This is a genomic window from Acinetobacter sp. UBA3461, from assembly GCF_002381195.1.
GTDB lineage: Bacteria > Pseudomonadota > Gammaproteobacteria > Pseudomonadales > Moraxellaceae > Acinetobacter > Acinetobacter schindleri.
Genome location: NZ_DFRO01000045.1, coordinates 111,487 through 129,985 on the forward strand (window position 1 = coordinate 111,487; position 18,499 = coordinate 129,985).

Genomic DNA, 18,499 nt, shown 5'->3' on the forward strand with positions numbered 1-18,499 from the left:
CTGATTTTAATATTTTATTTGATTATTCACATTTAAAAATTCCTTCCAGTCTACGCACCCATATACGCAATTCAACGTATTTTGCTGTAACGCATTTCACGCGACACTCGAATCATAAAGTTGAATTGATAAAAGAGTTGGAGAAATTTGAATGCGTCACGGTGATATCTCAAGCAGCCCAGATACAGTAGGTGTAGCAGTTGTAAACTACAAAATTCCTCGTTTGCATACTAAAGCGGAAGTGCTTGAGAACGCAAAAAAAATTGCTGAGATGCTGAAAGGAATCAAACAGGGTATTCCAGGTATGGACCTGATTGTTTTTCCTGAATACAGCACCATGGGCATTATGTACGACCATGACGAGATGATGGCAACCGCTGCCACCATTCCAGGCGAGGAAACCGCAATTTTCTCGCAAGCCTGTATTGAAGCCAACGTCTGGGGCGTGTTCTCAATTACCGGTGAACAACATGAGGAACATCCAAACAAGGTGCCTTATAACACCTTGATCCTGATTAATAACAAGGGCGAAATCGTTCAGAAATACCGCAAGATTATCCCATGGTGCCCGATTGAAGGCTGGTGCCCAGGTGATACCACCTATGTGACTGAAGGACCGAAGGGCATCAAGATGTCACTGATCATCTGTGATGACGGTAACTATCCAGAAATCTGGCGTGACTGTGCCATGAAAGGCGCTGAACTGGTCGTGCGTTGCCAAGGCTATATGTACCCGGCTGCAGATCAGCAGATCAATATGGCGAAATGCATGGCATGGGCAAATAACGTTTATGTTGCTGTTGCCAACTGTACCGGTTTTGATGGGGTCTACACCTACTTCGGTCACTCAGCAGTAGTCGGCTTCGACGGCCGTACTTTGGGTGAATGTGGTACGGAAGAAAACGGCATCCAATACGCGCAATTGTCACTGCATGAAATTCGTGATGCACGTAAATACGACCAGTCACAAAACCATTTATTTAAATTGCTGCACCGCGGCTATACCGGTGTCTATAACAATGGTGACGGCGATAAAGGCGTTGCGGACTGTCCATTCGACTTCTACAAGACCTGGGTTCTGGATGCTCAAAAAGCGCAAGAGAACGTGGAAAAAATTACCCGCTCTACCATCGGTGTTGCGGAATGCCCAATCGGCAATCTGCCACATGAAGGCTTGGAAAAAGAAGTATCTTAAGTTTGGTCTGAGAGGAGGTATTCGATATGACATTTGCCAGCGACCGCATCAGTGCCAATCAGGAAACCCTGGCCAAACAGCGTTATGAGATGCAGAGCAAAGAACGTATTGCGCGTACCTCTCGCTTTAGCTTTGATCCTGAAAAAGTCATGCAGCATGTCCGTGGTCATATCATTGGGCAGCGTGCCGCACTGGATGAAATTGAAAACATGCTCTTAACCGTCAAGGCAGATTTTAATGCTCCTACCCGGCCACTGGCAGTCACCTTGATGCTCGGACCAACAGGGGTAGGGAAAACTGAAACGGTTCGGCTGATTGCTGAGGCAATCCATGGCAAGCCCGATGCATTCTGCCGGGTCGACATGAACACACTGGCACAGGAACATTATGCTGCAGCACTGACAGGTGCCCCTCCAGGCTATGTCGGCTCTAAAGAAGGCAATACCCTGTTTGATGAAGCCCATATTCAGGGCAGTTTTTCCAAGCCAGGTATTGTGCTGTTTGATGAAATTGAAAAAGCCAGTACCGAAGTCATTCGGGGTCTGCTCAACGTTCTGGAAACCGGAACCTTAAAGCTGACCGCGGGTACCAAAGTATTGGATTTCAAAAACTGCATGATCTTTATGACCAGTAACGTCGGCGCCAAAGATGCTCAGGCACGCTTAAGACAGCTGGCCAAGCTTCCCAAGCCTATTCAGAAACTGGCCCGACTGGCCAAACTGGATGACAGCCAGATTACCGAACGTGCCTTGTACAAGAAATTTGATCCTGAATTTTTGAATCGTATTGAACGTATTCTGCAGTATGAAGCGGTTGAAGCTGATTTCGCGCCAACACTGGTCAGTCTGGAAATCGAGAAACTGAATCAGCGACTCCGTAAGCAGAGCCGCACAGTTGAACTTACACCCGCTGCCACCCAGTTTCTGTCTACCGGACACGATGTTCGCTTCGGTGCACGAGGCTTGAGTCGCCGCTTTCGGGTTCTGGTTGAGCCACAACTCGCCAGGTTTTTTATTCAGCATCCAGAAGCCGGTCAAATCATCATTGATTATGACGGCAAAACGATCCAGGTTCAGTCAGTTCCTGTTGAAAGCGTGATCGAAGATCCGCTGTTCATCATGGATGACACGGGCAATAACATCAAAAACTAGCTTTATTCGACCTCAACACAGGGGATAAAACATGCAACATATTAAAATTAAACCGGGGGTTCCGCTGGCAGAACAGGCGGAAATTGGACATAACCGCTGGCATCCGGATTTGCCATTTCTAACTTCGGTAAAACCGGGTGAAGAAATCCTGATTGAAAGTCTGGATTTCCTGGATGCGCAGATTAAGGATACCGATGACATTTCTGATGTCAAAAATGTCGACCTGACCCGTGCCCATCCATTGACCGGACCTTTCTATGTAGAAGGTGCTGAACCAGGTGACTTGTTGGTAATTGACCTGCTCGACATTCAGCCAATTTCAGATGTCGGTTTCTCTGGCGTATTTGCCAAGGAAAATGGCGGTGGCTTCCTGGCTGACTATTTCCCTGAAGCTGACAAAGCCATCTGGGACTTAAAAGGCTTATTTGCGACTTCACGTCATATTCCGGGCGTGCGTATTGCCGGCTTAAAACACCCAGGTTTAATGGGAACTTTACCTTCTCACGACCTACTCAAAGAATGGAATCGTCGTGAGGCACTACTGGTGCCTAAAGGTCAGGCTAATCCGCCTGATCCACGTACTGCCGTTTTGCGTGGCGTAACAGGTGCTGAATTCGACCGTATGGCAGCTGAAGCGGCACGTACTGTTCCACCGCGTGAACATGGCGGGAATACGGATATTAAAGACCTGGCAGCCGGTAGCCGTATCTATTTCCCTGTTTATCAAAAAGGTGCCGGCTTCTCGATGGGCGATCTGCACTTCTCGCAAGGAGATGGTGAAATCGGTTTCTGTGGCGCGATCGAAATGGATGGTGTTACCCGTGTAGGCTTCGACCTGATCAAGGGCGGTATGGAGAAATATAATATTGATTCTCCAATCTTTGTGCCAAGTAATGTCCGTCCGGCTTATGACCAGTGGCTGACCTTTGAAGGCATCAGCGTTGAAGATGGTGTAAACCATTATCTGGATGCCACTGTGGCATATCGTCAGGCGTGTTTAAAAGCAATCAAATACCTTGAAAACTTCGGCTTTACCGGTTCACAAGCATACATGTTGCTGACTGCGGCACCAGTTGAGGGCCGTATCGGCGGTATCGTGGATATTCCAAATTGTGCATGTACCGTATCTCTGCCAACTTCAATTTTTGAACAGAATATCCTGCCTCAGGGTGCGCTGAACGATGATAAGTTCTGGGGGCATAAACGCTAGATTTTACGATTTATTTTTGTTTTAGCTTCACAACGGGTAGTCATCCAACCTAAAGCCTTCGGCTACCCGTCTTTTTAATTTGAGGCCTTCATGCTACAGGAGTACAGAAATGCCGTTATATGATTTCCGCTGTGAGCATTGCGAGGGAATTTTTGAACAACGTGTTCCAATTGCCCGTATCTCAACCGATACGATTGAATGTAATTATTGCAAACAGCAGACTTTAGCTAAACCGATGATCACCGGTCATCAAAAAATCAATATGAAAAGTAAATGGCGCCCCTCTTCTGGCGCAGAACAACTTGCAGGGTCTCTGGTAGAAGGACCCGGTACCAATAAAAATAGCGCACGTAGCTCGGTTTTACATAATTGCCGCGGCGTTAACTGTTCTTTATGCGATGTCTAATCTTTATTCATAAAAAATCCCGCTCTGGCGGGATTTTTTGATTGCTTAAATTTGATAGTTTAAACCACCAGATCTGCCAGATTACCTTTCTGTTCTAACCAGTCTTTGCGGTCACTGGCACGTTTTTTTGCCAGCAATTTATCCAGTAAACCTGCAGTATGATGAGCATCATCTAAATCTAGTTGCACCAGACGGCGCGTATTTGGATCAAGTGTGGTTTCACGCAACTGGCTGGCATTCATCTCACCCAGTCCCTTGAATCGGGTAATTTGCGGATTCTTGGTTTTGCATTTTTTCAGGATGCTATTCAGCTCGTCTTCATCCAGAGCATAGTGCACATCTTTGTTGTCATCGATTCGGAATAAAGGCGGCATGGCGACATACAGATGCCCTTCTTCGACGAGCGTTGGGAAATGCTTCACAAACAATGCACAAAGCAAAGTCGCGATATGCAGACCATCCGAGTCGGCATCGGCTAGAATACAAATCTTGCCATAGCGCAGTTCAGACAGGTCATCCGAACCCGGATCCACCCCAATCGCAATCGCGATATTATGCACTTCCTGAGACGCCAGCACCTCATCAGAAGAGACCTCCCAGGTATTCAGAATCTTACCTCGAATCGGCATGATGGCCTGGAAGTTCTTATCACGCGCTTGCTTGGCTGAACCGCCTGCAGAATCCCCTTCTACAATAAACAGTTCTGACTGGTCCAGATCATGGCCTACACAGTCGGACAATTTACCCGGCAAAGTTGGACCCGCGACAATTTTCTTACGCTCAACTTTCTTGGCCGCTTTCAGACGGCGTCCTGCTTTGGAAATAGCCATTTCTGCCAGTTGCATGGCGATATCTGAATTCTGGTTCAGCCATAGCGCAAAAGCATCTTTGGCAATATTCTGCACCACCCCGACCGCTTCACGACTCGACAGGCGTTCTTTGGTTTGACCTGAGAATTGCGGTTCCTGGAATTTCAGTGACAGGATATAGTTCACGCCGTCCCAGACATCTTCTGCAGACAGCTTCATATTCCGCGGCAACAGATTACGTAATTCACAGAATTCACGCATCGCATCAGTCACACCCGAACGCAGGCCGTTGACATGCGTACCGCCCTGCGCAGTTGGAATCAGGTTGACGTAGGATTCCTGGATGCTTTCGCCACCTTCAACATTCCAGCAAATGGCAAATTCAGCCCTGGCACGTTCGGCATCACCCGTTGCAACAAAAGCGGGTGCTGGGATGATCTCACGATCTTCCAGCTCATCCATCAGATAGTCGACCAGACCATTTTCAAACTGCCAGGTGATCTTCTCGTCATTAATCTGATCGATATAATTGATCTCTAAACCCGCGGCCAGAACAGCTTTGGCTTTAAGATTATGTTTTAAGGCTTTCAGGGCAAATTTTGGTGAATCGAAGTATTTGGCTTCTGGCCAGAACTGCACCGTAGTCCCAGACGCGCGTTTGGGTGCCTTACCTGCCAGTACTTCAAGTGGTGCAACCGGTTCACCATTTTCAAAGGCCATTTTGTACAGGTTACCCTGACGCTGGACGGCCACTTCGACACGGGTCGACAGCGCATTGACCACTGAAATCCCGACACCATGCAGACCACCAGAGAACTGGTAATTATCGGTACTAAACTTGCCACCGGCATGCAGTTTAGTCAGGATGATTTCAATCCCACTCTGACCATATTCCGGGTGAATATCCACCGGCATACCACGGCCATTGTCTTCGACTGATAACGAGCCATCTTTATAGACTGTCACGGTAATTTTGTTGGCATGTCCAGCCAGTGCCTCATCCACAGCATTGTCAATCACTTCCTGCGCCAGATGGTTTGGACGAGTGGTATCGGTATACATGCCCGGACGACGACGGACCGGGTCCAGACCAGACAGAACTTCAAGAGATTGAGCCGTATATTGAGACACGTTATTCGGTTTCCTTTTTTATGCAGTCCAATAAAAACTGTAACACCAGCGGAATCTTCTCCGCAAAATCATCCATCCCGTGATTGCCATTGGCCTCAGTCATCAGCATCGCCGGAGGATGAGCAGCACTATAATAGCGATGTGCTTCACGATAATCCAAAACTTCATCGCCTTGTTGTAACAGTACCAGTATTTTGTCTGCATCTTGTGCAATTGGCAGTGCTAGTCCTTCCAGCTGGTCAAGATGTGAATCGTCCAGACGCCAGTTCGGATGCACCTGTAACGGCAGCTCATCATCGAACAGTTCGCGGAACAGCTGCCATGGTCGCATGGCCGGATTGATCAGTACAGCCGGCACACTGTACTTGGCGACCAGATGTGTCGCATAAAATCCCCCCAGGCTACTGCCCACCAAGCTTACATTATCCAGTGACTCAATCAGTGCTGACATGTGCTGAATCGTATCCACAGGTGACATGTTCAGATCTGGCAAATGCACCTGAATTTGTGGATTTTTTTCGCAATACTGCCGAAGTAACTGGCCCTTGATCGAGGCAGCGCTGCTTCGAAAGCCGTGTAAGTAAATGACATTCATCAATTATTAATAAAAAACGCCTATATTTTAATCAAAATCTATTTTATATATCAGAGATGGATCATCGTTATCTAATCTGTTTTTGGTGAATTGTCCGACAAAAAACACACCAGTTCTTCACGTTCCTCGGTATTTTAAGAATATTCCCAGAAAAATTAGAAACATCAAAGTTCAGAAGAATTTATACCGCGAACATCTTTAAAAAGAAAGGTCTCAGATATTCGCATTGATGAAAGGAACGGATCCGATGACAAGCTTAACGCCATTGCATGAAACCTATTGCAAGTGGGATCGTACTCCTCCTACCCAGGCAGATGTACTGGAAGGACTTGCTCAGCTTGTTACCATGCGGTTTAATGATGTTGCCCAAGAACTGATCAAGACTATCCAGCGTGAAATCTTATATAGTTTCTTTGGTTTAAGTGAACGTCATTCAGAAAAAATCCAGAACCTGCCTGCCATTGTCCGGCTCTATCAACGTTCCTATGACCTGTTGTTCCACTATGGCAATACCATGGTTGCCCCTGGACTGCGCCGTATCATTACCAAATTTCCACGCCTGCATGACAAGCCGCTGACACCAAGCCTGCATTTTCTGGTAAGTGTATTAAATGGCATTATTGGCGACTATCTGATCAAGCATCAAAATCCGATGGCGTTGCCGATGGTGATTTATGATCATTATACCTCACTACAGCAGGGCGAATTGACGGGTCGAATTACTATCTTCGTGCATGGTTTATGCATGAATCATCTGACCTGGTCCAATCATAAGCATGAAGGCATTGGTGAAAAGCTGCTGACGCAGCGTGATAACAATACCATGTTGTACCTCAACTATAATTCCGGACGCCGTATCTCCGCCAATGGCCGTAGTCTGGCCAATACCCTGCATGACTTGATCACCCGCAATCCCGGCATTACCAGTATTGATCTGATCGGACACAGTATGGGCGGATTAGTTGCTCGTAGTGCCCTGTTCTATGGTAAACAGCATGTCTATGAATGGGTCAATATGGTCGACAATCTGGTCTGCCTCGGCTCACCACATCATGGTGCAGCATTAGAGCGCTTTGGTTTTAGCCTGCAGGATAAATTGGGACGCTTCCCGTTTGGAAAGATTATTGGTCATGTGGTGAATATCCGCAGTAATGGCATTCTGGATCTGCGCCACGGCAGTGTTCGGGATGATGACTGGGAACATAATGAAGTCAGAATTGGCCTAATGGATGATAACCGTAAACCGGCACCGATTCCGTCGCATATCCAGACCTATCTGGTGGCCGGTACAATTGAATATGAAAACCGGCATAACCGCACCCGCAATGTGATTGGGGATTATCTGGTCAGTGTCAAAAGTGCGCTCGGTGAACATCCAAACCCGCGTTTTCAGTTGAAAGTTCCAGACTCCCATAAAGCGATTTTCTATGGATTGAACCATTTTGAAATCCGGTTTCACCCACAAGTGGCTGAACAGATCGTGCGCTGGTTCTATCCGAGTGTGGAGGACAAAGTCTTTGACCAGATCCATGAATATATGATGGATCTGGAAAGTGTTGAAGGCATTGCTCTGACCTGATTCAGTTATAAAAAAAACCCTCAAATGAGGGCTTTTATTTGCATCAGTATTTATCTCTTAGGCGTTTGACTGGCGCCGTCTGATATTTACGGAATAACTGCCATAAACTGACTAGTAACAAGATACAGAAAAATACCAGTGACCAGACTGGTAAAGACTGCCCCAGAAAAGTCCAGTCCACTTTGGCACATTCACCTGAACCGCTGAGTACCTGCTGGAACACCGACTTCATTGGCAAGGTTTCTAGCCAGTAATCCAGACCCGGACCACAACTTGGTACTTTATCCGGCGGCAGGTTTTGCAGCCAGACATGACGTCCTGCTACACCTGCGGACCACAAAATACTCAGTGATCCTAAAAAGGCATACAGGCGTTTCATGCCATTTGCTTTCGGATTATGCAAGAAAGCAATGAAAGAAATAATCCCCAGACCAATCAGGCCAATACGCTGAAAAATACACAACGGGCAAGGCTCAAGGCCCTGCACATGTTCTAGATATAATGCAAATGCCATCCCCATCACGGATGCGGCAAATAACGCACCACTCACGAAGCGGTAACCCCATTTCATGGTCGATCCTCTTGTTTTTTATCGAAATTGAGCGAGATATTCAGCAAAGCTGATGCTGCTATCTTGCTCGAGTTCCTGCTGTTGCTGCAAGGACTTTTGTACTAACTCATCAAAATATGCAGTGGTTTTTTTACTGAGCTGATGCGCTTGATAAACCGCAGCATGCTGCTGTGCCAGCACCTGGCCGAAATGCCACATGCCACCCTGCTTACGGATATCACCCACTACAAGCGCAGAAAGTGTCGCATCGACTTCATCAACACGGATTTGCATGGTTTTCATGGCCGTCGTGTAAAGATTATTGCCATATGCTGCATCCAATAATTCTGCCAGCGGCTGCATGCGCGCCAGATGAACTGCACACCAGTCTTCGATTAGATATTTTTGACCATTTTCCAGAATAGCCGCATTCGGAGCACGACCACGATTGACCACTTCAGCCTGATTCTTTTCGATGATGTCCTGCTCATCGCTCAGCAGTGCCGGGCTGTCCTGCAATAAACAGTACAGTGCAACTACTTCCAGGAAGCCTGCGGTATGTTCATCAATCCCGATCGGGCTGTATGGATTGACATCCACTGCACGCAGTTCCACATAGCCAATACCACGATTTGCCAGTGCCTGTGATGGAGTTTCACCGGCTTCTGGCACCTGCTTTGGACGTACCAGACTGTAATATTCATTTTCGATCTGTAGCACATGATCATTGATCTGGATTGGTTGTCCTGCTGCATCTTCAAGGCCCAGACGGGTAAATTGTTTATATGGTGTTTTAACTGCTTTTTGCAGACCTTCCAGATAGTCCTGCAAGTTATTGTAATGAATACCGAGCTGCTTTTGGGCTGAGTTCTGATAACCGAAACGGCCCATGCGCAATGCAGTTGAATATGGGGTATATAAGGTGCCGCGAGTAAGTGGCAACAGCTGATGGTCACGACCGGTCATAAAGCATTGGCACACTGCCGGGCTAGCACCGACCAGGAACATCACCAATGGTGTCAGTCGGATAAAATTACGGATCAGCCCCATATAACGGTGGCTACGGTAATCCTGCAGGCTTAAGTTACGCAGTGATTCATCACTTTCGTTGGCCTGTAGCGCTTCGAAGAAATGATCCGGGAAAGACAGATTATAATGTACGCCCGAAATGGTCTGCATACGGCGACCATAGCGCACACCTAGACCACGACGGTAAAGTGTCTTGAATAAACCAATATTGGAAGAACCGTACTGCGCCAGTGGAATGCTGTCATCGCTGCTGTCGAGCATGCATGGCATCGACATCGGCCACAGCTTTTCTTCATCTTCCAGTTTGCGATGTACGATGGCATGGATATCCATCAGGTAATCCAAAGCGCCACGAATACTGTCTTTTGGCGGAGTAATAAACTCCATCAAGGCTTCAGAATAGTCAGTGGTGATATGCGGATGAGTCAGGGCTGAACCTAGTGCTACAGGATGCGGCCTTTGCGACAGAAAGCCATTACCTTGCATACGCAGGCTTTCTCGCTCAATTCCGCGCAGCATCCCCTTGATGAGCGACGAATCCACCCAAGTTGGTAATACAGCTTGGCTGGTCGATTCAGGTTGACTCATTACAATCTCGCTTAATGGGCTAAACTATTAAAATAAAATCATCATTTTATAAGAGTATAACGTGATTTTAGATCCGCACATTACACCCTGCCTGCTTTTCAGGCAAACCATTGATTTTAATTCCGCAAATTTTTAACACAAACTTTCTCTATAAGACATGTGAAATTTGTGATTTTATTAACAAATAAATGCTAATGAATTGTAAACCTTATGAATTATCAAGATATTTTGGACTTCTGGTTTAGTGCCGAGAACCAGCCGAACTGGTTTGCCAAAAGCGACCATTTCGACCAAAGTTTGACTGAGCAATTTTCAGAAATTCTGGAACAGGCAAGTCAGGCCGAATTATGGTCCTGGCGTAAAACTGCCGAAGGCCGTCTGGCAGAAATCATTGTTCTGGACCAGTTTTCTCGCAATATTTTTCGGGGTACTGCACGTGCTTTTGCCCAGGATAGCCTGGCTCTAGCTCTGGCACAGGAAGCCATTAGCCTGGATCTGGACAAGCAGCTCAGTCCGGAACAGCGGGCTTTTTTATATATGCCGTTCATGCACAGTGAATCCAGACTGATTCATGAATATGCCTTCAAACTATTTCAACGCCTCGGTAATCCGTCTAATCTCGAATATGAAATCAAGCATAAAATCATTATCGAACGCTTTGGACGCTACCCACATCGCAACCAGATTCTGGGCCGTGAATCTACCGAGGAAGAATTAAGTTTCCTGACCCAGCCGGATAGCAGTTTTTAGGTATTTTCAGGTACTGCTGTCGCTGGATCACCCCATCAGGAGAACGAAGATGAAGAAGACCATCATCGCCTTAGCATTTGCAAGCACTGCCCTGCTTTCAGGCTGTGCAACGACGCCTTCCAAACCACTGACCTTTGATCAGCTCGGCCAGTACAGTACTACACCTCTCAATGCCCAGACTTACCGGATCAGTTTCAAGGCGCGTCCAAACATGAGCTTTGGGACAGCTGAAGAAATTACCTTAGTTAAGGCGGCCCAGACGACTATACAGAATGGTTTCCAGTTCTTTCGGGTGCTGGATGATCCAAGCAACCGTACCCAACGACCTCCGCGTGAAGCAATCGTCTATCCCACACCCATGCCATATCCCTATGGCTATTATCGCCGTCATCCATTTTATTGGCCTGATCCCTTCTATGACATGCCGTATCGTGTCACTGTAGAGCCAGCACAGATTGCCTATATGATTGAATGCTTTAAACAGGGACAGGCGCCCAAAGATGCCTTCGATGCTCGCTTGATTCTACAATCGCTCGGCGCTAAATATGGTCTGAGCCCAACAGGTGAGATACTGCAGCCACAGCCTGTGACTATGACTAAATAGGAGTCTTTATGCAGACAGAGACCAGTTCACCGAGCCTGCAACGCAGTAAACGTTTTGCCACCATTGCCTTAATTGTGGCTGTCGTCACCTGGCTGGCACTGATGGTCGCTGCCAAATTACTGCCAGAATATGTATGGTTGATCCATATCCTGATGCTGTCTGCAGAAGCAGGTGTGGTAGGTGGAATGGCAGACTGGTACGCAATTACCGTTCTGTTCCGCAATCCTTTTGGCAAGTTGCCCATTCCCAGGTTTCTGCGTGACCACACCGAGATCATTCCACGCAATAAGGCCCGTATTGCCGAGTCGATGGGTCGCTTTGTGCAGGAAAACTTCCTGTCTCCACAAATTGTGGAGCGTAGTCTGGCCAGTACCGACCTGAGCCTGGCAGCAGGCCGCTGGCTGGCAAATCCGGAGAATAACCGTCAGGTGACTCAGGTCATCCAGCAGACTGCTCCACGGATCTTTGAATTTGTCGGTCAGGAACAGATTTCCGGCTTTATTCAGAGCAATAGTGTGCAATGGGTGAAAAGCACCCAGATCAATCATCTGGCCAGTGAGATGTTGCGCGCTGTACTGGAAAATGATTTTCATCAGGATGTTCTGCAACGTGGCCTGGATCTGGTACATGCCTGGATGACGTCTCATCCGGAGCAGACCCGTGAACTGACCCGTACCCTGTTTAAGGAAATGGGGGTGTGGAAATTGGCAAAGGGTGCCAGCTGGATCGGGATTGACGTGCAACAGCGCAGTATCGACTCGGTAATTCAGCGCGTCGAAGCCATGCTGGCAGATCCGGATCATCCTTGGCGCTTAAAGATTGAAGAGTCTGCCCATCAGCTGATGCTGCAACTGGCTGACAATGATAGCGATGCCAGTCAGCGTCTAAATTCTGCTAAAGATGCCCTGCTGGACAGCCCACAGGTACTGAACTTCATTAGTGGTGCCGTGGTGATTCTCTGTGATGCGATCAAGGCAGATCTGGAAAAACCGGATTCCGGTATTGCAGAAAATCTACGTATTGCCATTCAGCAAGTGGGTGAAAATATCATTTCCAACAGTTCAGTGCGTGAATTACTGAATAATCGTATGAGTAATATGGCAGTTGACTTAAGTGATCAATACAGCGAGAAAGTCATCCGTTTTATCAGTGAACGGATTCATGAGTGGGATTCACGTGAAATGATTGACAAGATTGAAAATGAGGTCGGTGGCGATCTGCATATGATCCGGGTCAACGGCGTGGTGGTCGGGGCCTTTATCGGCCTGGTACTGGGCATTATCCGGGCCATTGTCGAATATGTGCTTTGATTCTTAGCTTATGCTCAAATCTCATGGATCGAGCTATCATCCAAGTTTCTATTTGCTGGATAAGAACCGTAGGAAACCTTAAGCGTGTTTTAAGCAGTACAAGGTCAGGTGTAGTTCCTGCTAGAACAATCTTGGTAATCCTTTTGTCCTGCTTAATCTCAAAAAACTGGAGATCTTCCGGCTTGCTCTAGTGCAAGCCAGAGTCCTGAAAATTGATCATTCGGGCCAGCTGTATACTTTTCAAAATCGGCAGGTAAATCCACTCAATCAACGCGTGAGTGGTATGCAATCAATAAATCTACTTCGGCAGTTGTGAGCCACTCATATCCACCAACAGGCCAGTGAGCTTACGTACGAATGGCAACAATAGCAGCACGATCGGGAAAGCGAACGCCCAGGAAATCATCCAGTTGTGCAGCCATAAGGAAATAAAACCTTCAATCCAGCCCAAAGTACGCAGCATATTAATGAAAGAAATGATACCGCTCATCAGGCAGGACAGGATGAAAGGGATAATTATCAGCGCCCATTTAGCGGGAAGTTTAGGAATATTGCCAAAGATAACTGGACGTTGTCGCGAATCCACTGCAAGCTCTTTTTGTTATTTCAGTCTGGTTAATATAGGCTATTTTTAGTGATTGAGGATTCATTTTTATAGCAAATTTTGCAACTTGCTTATTACGATATTCTTTATGTGATATACGAACGAATAAATGACAATTTTGTATAAATCTTCCAGCTACCGATCGTATATTTTTTATTCCCCATAAATGGTTTTACCTAAAGAGTCGGAAATTTGCTATATTTGCTGTTTTTCTGCGATATCTATTTTCGACTGATTATGAATACGGCAATCCAAGCAGCTCTCGATCATGCAGTGCAAACCTTACAGGCACAAAACGTACTCCCATCTGACTGGAACAATACAAGTAATTTGACGCGTACCAAAGACCGTAGCCACGGTGACTTTGCATCAAATATTGCCATGATCGCGTCTAAAGCTGCGGGTATGAAGCCGCGTGATTTAGCAGAAAAAATCCTTGCTGCCTTGCCAGAAGTTGCAGATATCAGCAAAGCCGAGATTGCAGGCCCGGGTTTCATTAACTTCTTCCTGAATGCTGACCAGCGTTTCGCAGTTCTAGACCAGATCCAAGCACAACAAACGACCTATGGTCGTACCCAGGCCAATGCGGAAAAACGCATCCAGGTGGAATTCGTTTCTGCGAATCCAACCTCTAGCCTGCATGTGGGTCATGGCCGTGGTGCTGCATATGGTATGACCGTAGCGAACCTGTTAGAAGCAACAGGTGCCAAAGTTGACCGCGAATATTATGTGAATGATGCCGGCCGCCAAATGGATATTCTGGCGACTTCAACTTATTTACGTTATCTGGAATTGACTGGCCAAGAACTGGTATTCCCGAAAAATGCCTATCAAGGTGACTACGTTAAAGAGATCGCACAAAGCATTATCGACCAGGATGGCGATGCCTATGTACGCCCGGTGGCAGATGTCTACAAAGACGTACCTGAAGATGTGCAGTTTGCGGCTGAACCGGATGCTGAAGGCAATAAAGTCATACTTTCAGGCGATAAAGAAAAACATATCGATGGCTTGATATTCAATTCTCAAAGCTTAATTGGCGAAGGTTACCGCGTGTTCCATCAAGCAGCGCTTAAAGCGATTCTTGATGATATTAAAGATGACCTTGGTGAATTTGGTGTAACTTTCAACCAGTGGTTCAGTGAAGCGTCTTTGACAGAAAAAATTGAAGAAGCATTACAAACGCTGGATCAACGTGGTTTCTTATACGAAAAAGATGGCAATATCTGGTTCAAATCAACTGAATTTGGTGATGAAAAAGACCGTGTGGTCAAACGCCGTAATGGTCAAACGACTTATTTCGCATCTGACATTGCATACCATTTAAATAAACTCCAACGTGGCTATACCGATATCATTGATATCTGGGGTTCAGATCACCACGGTTATATCGCACGTGTAAAAGCCGCGATTGATGCACTAGGCTATGACTCGAAGAAACTGACTGTGCTGTTAGTGCAGTTCGTCAGCTTATGGCGTGGTGGTGAGATGGTGCAAATGTCATCTCGTTCAGGTCAGTTCGTGACTTTGCGTGACCTGCGTAAAGAAGTGGGTAATGACGCAGCACGGTTCTACTATGTGATGCGTAAGTCTGAGCAGCACATTGACTTTGACCTTGACCTTGCAGTGTCACAAAGCAAGGACAACGCTGTGTACTATATCCAGTATGCCCATGCACGTATCTGCCGTATGTTAGAAAAGGCGGTCGCGACTGGCGTAAACTTTGATGCTGTGACTGCACGTGGTCTGGCCGCTAAGCTCGAGCTGGATGCTGAAACTGAAATCCTGGCAAAACTGGCAGCCTACCCTGAGATTGTGGTTCGTGCTGCAAACAGCTATGAACCGCACCAGGTGGGTAACTATCTGAAAGAATTGGCTGCATTGTTCCATGGTTGGTACAATGAGAATAAAGTACTCGGTGATGATGCTGAACTGACTCAAGCTCGTTTGCTGTTGTCTGTAAATGTACGTCAAGTGCTCCGTAATGGTCTGGAACTTCTTGGCGTATCAGCTCCTGAGAGCATGTAAGCAAAGCACTGCTTTGCATGCTCGCAAGACGAGAGCTAGGCTCGAAGTGGAAATGTAAAGCACTGCTTTTACATTGACGCAAGACGAAGAACTTTGTTCGAAGTGAGCATGTAAGCAAAGCACTGCTTTGCATGCTCGCAAGACGAGAGCTGGGCTCGAAGTGGAAATGTAAAGCATTGCTTTTACATTTGACGCAAGACGAAGAACTTTGTTCAGAGTAAGCATGCAAGTAGACAGCCAAAACTATGAATTAGATGTCCGATTTGACATCTAGTTCATAAAAATATCCTGTGGAGTGGGTGATTTGTATAATGACATTTGTATTACGATCACATACGATGCAGAGAGTAAGGCATAACACCGGTTATGCCTTTTTCTGTCTGGTAAAATAAATACAAGAGGAAATCCCCAGTGTTTGGAAAAACGCAACGCGGTGTATCTGAACGTCCGAACAAGCCAAAGAAGCCATTGATTCCTGCATGGCTAGGCACACTCGTGATCATTTTAATCGTGTTAAGTTTTCTGGTGGCGCTCATGCTGTGGAAGCCATGGGAACCTGTAAAACCAAACAATGATCAGATCACTTCTCAGCATTATGAAGAGGAAGACACCAACAAGGATTATCGCTTCTATGACCTGTTGCCGAAACAGCAGGTTACTCCAATTCCTGAACAGGCTGTGCCTGAAACCAATAAACAGGATGCTGTGGTCATTGTAGAAGCTCCTCGAACTGAGGAAGCTGCACCTGAAACTGTGAATGAGCCGGGACTGGTAACTGAAGAACCTGTTGCACCAGTAGCGACCTATATTCTACAAGTACGCAGTTTTGATGATCCGGATCAGGCAGATGCACGCCGTGCCGAGATTATCCTGAATGGCCTATCTGCGGATGTGGTCAGAAGTGTTGAAAATGGCAAGGTCTGGTACCGTGTGGTTTCCGGTCCTTATGATTCTGTAGAAGCGGCGGTGATTGCACAACAGACTTTGCAGCATAGTGGTATCGATTCGATTGTTGTGAAGCAATAAATAAATTCTAGATCTAAAAAAGCGCCTGATGGCGCTTTTTTTTGTACCTTTTAATTCCTCCCTTTTCAAAGGAAGGTCGGGAGGAATTTTCTTAAACGGTATGCCCTAAAGCTTCACCCATCAACACTGTTGAATTGGCTTTAAACTTCTCATCCCATTGCATCTTGTTTTCTTCAAACAGAATGACAGCCGTTGAGCCCAGGTAGAAACGGCCAAGTTCTGCACCTTTTTCTAGAAACAGATTATGCTGGTTCAATTCAATCCGGCCTGAAGGTTTTACTTTACCCGTCGCCACGGTTTCAATACCGGCTACAATCATGGCCCCAACAAGCACCACTGCCATACGACCAAGCTCAGTATCAAACAGGCACACCATGCGCTCATTACGTGCAAACAGGCCTGGAATATTTTCTGCTGTCGTCTGATTGACCGAGAACAGTTCACCCGGTACATACAGGGTTTCTGTCAGTGTGCCAGCAAATGGCATATGCACACGGTGATAGTCACGTGGTGACAGATATACTGTGGCAAATTCACCGTTTTTGAATGGCTGCGCTAGTTGTGGATCGGCAATCAGATTTTCAACTGTAAACTTTTGGCCTTTGGCCTGGAACACATCACCATTTTCAATCTTGCCGAGCTGGGAAATGGCACCATCGGCAGGAGAAACAATACTGCCCTGGTCAGCGTCGACCGCACGCACTCCGGTTCTTAGACCACGGGTAAAGAAATCATTAAATGACTTGAACTTCAAGGCATTGGTCTGCTCCGCAATCGACATGTCGATACCGTATTTGGCTTTAAAAGCAGAAATCACCGCAGTTTTTACAACCGGATTTTCACTGGCTGCAATTTTACCTACCACACGAGACAGACGATGCTGTGGCACCACTTTCTGAGCCTGGATAAATAATTGTTGTTTTAAACGCGATGTGATGCTCAAGATGGCAACTCCCCTGTAGCGATTGGACTATCGAGGCGGTTGCCCCATTCACTCCACGCACCGTCATAAGCTTGGATTTTCCAGCCGAGCAGACGTCCTAAGATATAGGCCAGCCCGGAGCGGTGATGTGACTGACAGTACACCACCACAGGCTGCTTAAGATTAAAACCCAGTTGTTCCAGGCGCTGTTGTGTGCGCTGCAAAGGGTGTAATTTTAAATGATTTTCACGGTTAAGGGCAGTACTCCATTCAAAATGACGTGCTCCCGGAATGTGACCGCCGCGTCGTGCTGTCAGACGCAGGCCGGTATATTCATCTTCAGTACGACAATCCCAGAGCTGGATCTGCCCTTGCTCGACCTGCTGACGTAGGGCTTCATAGTCAATCCGTACTGCATTTTCCTGGTTAAGGTTGATCTGCACCAGTTGTTCGACTGGCTCCAGCTTCACCGGATCAGAGGAAGTCGGCAGCCCAGCCGCTAACCAGGCATGAATACCACCATTAAGTAAGCTGGTGTTCTCAAATCCTAAACAATGTAAGTTCCATAACAGACGCCCTGCCCAAGCCCCACCTTCATCATCATAAGCCACGACATGATGCTCAGGAGAAATGTTCAGATAACCAACCAGTGCTTCTAGGCCTTCTTGATCCGGTAATAAACCCAAAGCTTGCTCTTCCTGACGAACCAGCATTTTTGGCTGTAAATGGAGTGCATGTGGAATATGCAACTGTTCATAAACAGAGGCACGGCTCAGGTCAACAATACGGAGTTTTTCATTGCCCAGATGCGGCACCAAGTCTTCTGTTTCTATCAGTAGACCCAAATTAAAAGCTGAAGCTGTCATCGTTATCATAGGTATTCTGGTTCAAATCAGTCTGATCTTAGCACAGCTCATTTTCACAATTATGCGGTTTTTATTGGGTTATTTATCACAATTTATGCTAATGACCCTAGCAGACAGGACATTGCATAAAAAAACCGTCTCAGGTT

17 protein-coding genes are annotated in these 18,499 nt (G+C 46.7%); 10 read left to right on the forward strand and 7 right to left on the reverse strand.

The annotated features are described in order from the left end of the window. The first annotated feature begins 151 nt into the window (after positions 1-151). The 4 genes from B3D47_RS13080 to B3D47_RS13095 all read left to right on the forward strand — a co-directional run bounded on the left by B3D47_RS13080 (position 152) and on the right by B3D47_RS13095 (position 3,962). Positions 152-1,195 (forward strand): aliphatic amidase, encoded by a 1,044-nt coding sequence (locus tag B3D47_RS13080; RefSeq protein ID WP_180185311.1) that lies wholly within the window; start codon positions 152-154, stop codon positions 1,193-1,195. 26 nt (positions 1,196-1,221) lie between these two features. Next, positions 1,222-2,346, forward strand: a complete 1,125-nt coding sequence (locus B3D47_RS13085) for an AAA family ATPase (RefSeq protein WP_286862394.1) — start codon at positions 1,222-1,224, stop codon at positions 2,344-2,346. Positions 2,347-2,377: 31 nt separating this feature from the next. Beyond that, positions 2,378-3,556, forward strand: coding sequence for a formamidase (gene fmdA, locus B3D47_RS13090; protein WP_001163819.1), 1,179 nt, complete (start codon positions 2,378-2,380; stop codon positions 3,554-3,556). Positions 3,557-3,665: 109 nt separating this feature from the next. Next, on the forward strand, positions 3,666-3,962 hold the full coding sequence (locus tag B3D47_RS13095; RefSeq protein ID WP_286862396.1) for an FmdB family zinc ribbon protein: 297 nt from the start codon (positions 3,666-3,668) through the stop codon (positions 3,960-3,962). Positions 3,963-4,021: 59 nt separating this feature from the next. Here the strand turns inward: B3D47_RS13095 and parE are convergent, their stop codons facing one another. Both parE and B3D47_RS13105 read right to left on the reverse strand, forming a co-directional pair. Continuing rightward, the gene (gene parE, locus B3D47_RS13100; protein ID WP_286862398.1) at positions 4,022-5,902 is read right to left on the reverse strand and encodes a DNA topoisomerase IV subunit B; all 1,881 of its coding nucleotides are present in this window, start codon (positions 5,900-5,902) and stop codon (positions 4,022-4,024) included. A gap of 1 nt (position 5,903) precedes the next feature. Further along, a complete protein-coding gene (locus B3D47_RS13105; RefSeq protein ID WP_004813847.1) occupies positions 5,904-6,497 on the reverse strand; it encodes a YqiA/YcfP family alpha/beta fold hydrolase in 594 nt (197 codons plus the stop codon). A 247-nt stretch (positions 6,498-6,744) separates the two neighbouring features. Between B3D47_RS13105 and B3D47_RS13110 the strand changes: the two genes are divergently transcribed. Then, positions 6,745-8,076, forward strand: a complete 1,332-nt coding sequence (locus tag B3D47_RS13110) for a hypothetical protein (RefSeq protein ID WP_004813848.1) — start codon at positions 6,745-6,747, stop codon at positions 8,074-8,076. Positions 8,077-8,119: 43 nt separating this feature from the next. Here B3D47_RS13110 and B3D47_RS13115 read toward each other — a convergent pair whose 3' ends face one another. Both B3D47_RS13115 and gshA read right to left on the reverse strand, forming a co-directional pair. Then, positions 8,120-8,647, reverse strand: coding sequence for a disulfide bond formation protein B (locus B3D47_RS13115; RefSeq protein WP_071320130.1), 528 nt, complete (start codon positions 8,645-8,647; stop codon positions 8,120-8,122). Between the two features lie 18 nt (positions 8,648-8,665). Next, on the reverse strand, positions 8,666-10,243 hold the full coding sequence (gene gshA / locus B3D47_RS13120) for a glutamate--cysteine ligase (protein WP_004890871.1): 1,578 nt from the start codon (positions 10,241-10,243) through the stop codon (positions 8,666-8,668). A gap of 210 nt (positions 10,244-10,453) precedes the next feature. Between gshA and B3D47_RS13125 the strand changes: the two genes are divergently transcribed. The 3 genes from B3D47_RS13125 to B3D47_RS13135 are packed head-to-tail and all read left to right on the forward strand — an operon-like array spanning position 10,454 to position 12,907. Then, positions 10,454-10,993 (forward strand): DUF924 family protein, encoded by a 540-nt coding sequence (locus tag B3D47_RS13125; RefSeq protein WP_004890874.1) that lies wholly within the window; start codon positions 10,454-10,456, stop codon positions 10,991-10,993. 49 nt (positions 10,994-11,042) lie between these two features. Further along, positions 11,043-11,597: a CC0125/CC1285 family lipoprotein gene (locus tag B3D47_RS13130; RefSeq protein WP_286862402.1), complete on the forward strand. Its 555-nt coding sequence runs from the start codon at positions 11,043-11,045 to the stop codon at positions 11,595-11,597. 8 nt (positions 11,598-11,605) lie between these two features. After that, a complete protein-coding gene (locus B3D47_RS13135; protein ID WP_004890880.1) occupies positions 11,606-12,907 on the forward strand; it encodes a DUF445 domain-containing protein in 1,302 nt (433 codons plus the stop codon). A 298-nt stretch (positions 12,908-13,205) separates the two neighbouring features. Here the strand turns inward: B3D47_RS13135 and B3D47_RS13140 are convergent, their stop codons facing one another. After that, positions 13,206-13,493 (reverse strand): DUF2798 domain-containing protein, encoded by a 288-nt coding sequence (locus tag B3D47_RS13140; protein WP_286862404.1) that lies wholly within the window; start codon positions 13,491-13,493, stop codon positions 13,206-13,208. Between the two features lie 255 nt (positions 13,494-13,748). Between B3D47_RS13140 and argS the strand changes: the two genes are divergently transcribed. Further along, positions 13,749-15,539: an arginine--tRNA ligase gene (argS, locus tag B3D47_RS13145; protein ID WP_286862405.1), complete on the forward strand. Its 1,791-nt coding sequence runs from the start codon at positions 13,749-13,751 to the stop codon at positions 15,537-15,539. 411 nt (positions 15,540-15,950) lie between these two features. After that, the gene (locus tag B3D47_RS13150; protein ID WP_004813862.1) at positions 15,951-16,565 is read left to right on the forward strand and encodes an SPOR domain-containing protein; all 615 of its coding nucleotides are present in this window, start codon (positions 15,951-15,953) and stop codon (positions 16,563-16,565) included. A 91-nt stretch (positions 16,566-16,656) separates the two neighbouring features. Here the strand turns inward: B3D47_RS13150 and asd are convergent, their stop codons facing one another. Then, positions 16,657-17,508: an archaetidylserine decarboxylase gene (gene asd, locus B3D47_RS13155; protein WP_004813864.1), complete on the reverse strand. Its 852-nt coding sequence runs from the start codon at positions 17,506-17,508 to the stop codon at positions 16,657-16,659. Further along, complete coding sequence (locus B3D47_RS13160; RefSeq protein ID WP_286862408.1) at positions 17,505-18,353, reverse strand: sulfurtransferase; 849 nt, start codon at positions 18,351-18,353, stop codon at positions 17,505-17,507. Before B3D47_RS13160 ends, asd begins: the two co-directional genes overlap by 4 nt. Positions 18,354-18,499: the final 146 nt, after the last annotated feature.

Coding starts and splice junctions, on each gene's coding strand:
- B3D47_RS13080 (WP_180185311.1), top strand. CDS start 152: ATGCGTCACGGTGATATCTCAAGCAGCCCAGATACAGTAGGTGTAGCA.
- B3D47_RS13085 (WP_286862394.1), top strand. CDS start 1,222: ATGACATTTGCCAGCGACCGCATCAGTGCCAATCAGGAAACCCTGGCC.
- fmdA (WP_001163819.1), top strand. CDS start 2,378: ATGCAACATATTAAAATTAAACCGGGGGTTCCGCTGGCAGAACAGGCG.
- B3D47_RS13095 (WP_286862396.1), top strand. CDS start 3,666: ATGCCGTTATATGATTTCCGCTGTGAGCATTGCGAGGGAATTTTTGAA.
- B3D47_RS13105 (WP_004813847.1), bottom strand. CDS start 6,497: ATGAATGTCATTTACTTACACGGCTTTCGAAGCAGCGCTGCCTCGATC.
- B3D47_RS13110 (WP_004813848.1), top strand. CDS start 6,745: ATGACAAGCTTAACGCCATTGCATGAAACCTATTGCAAGTGGGATCGT.
- B3D47_RS13115 (WP_071320130.1), bottom strand. CDS start 8,647: ATGAAATGGGGTTACCGCTTCGTGAGTGGTGCGTTATTTGCCGCATCC.
- gshA (WP_004890871.1), bottom strand. CDS start 10,243: ATGAGTCAACCTGAATCGACCAGCCAAGCTGTATTACCAACTTGGGTG.
- B3D47_RS13125 (WP_004890874.1), top strand. CDS start 10,454: ATGAATTATCAAGATATTTTGGACTTCTGGTTTAGTGCCGAGAACCAG.
- B3D47_RS13130 (WP_286862402.1), top strand. CDS start 11,043: ATGAAGAAGACCATCATCGCCTTAGCATTTGCAAGCACTGCCCTGCTT.
- B3D47_RS13135 (WP_004890880.1), top strand. CDS start 11,606: ATGCAGACAGAGACCAGTTCACCGAGCCTGCAACGCAGTAAACGTTTT.
- argS (WP_286862405.1), top strand. CDS start 13,749: ATGAATACGGCAATCCAAGCAGCTCTCGATCATGCAGTGCAAACCTTA.
- B3D47_RS13160 (WP_286862408.1), bottom strand. CDS start 18,353: ATGACAGCTTCAGCTTTTAATTTGGGTCTACTGATAGAAACAGAAGAC.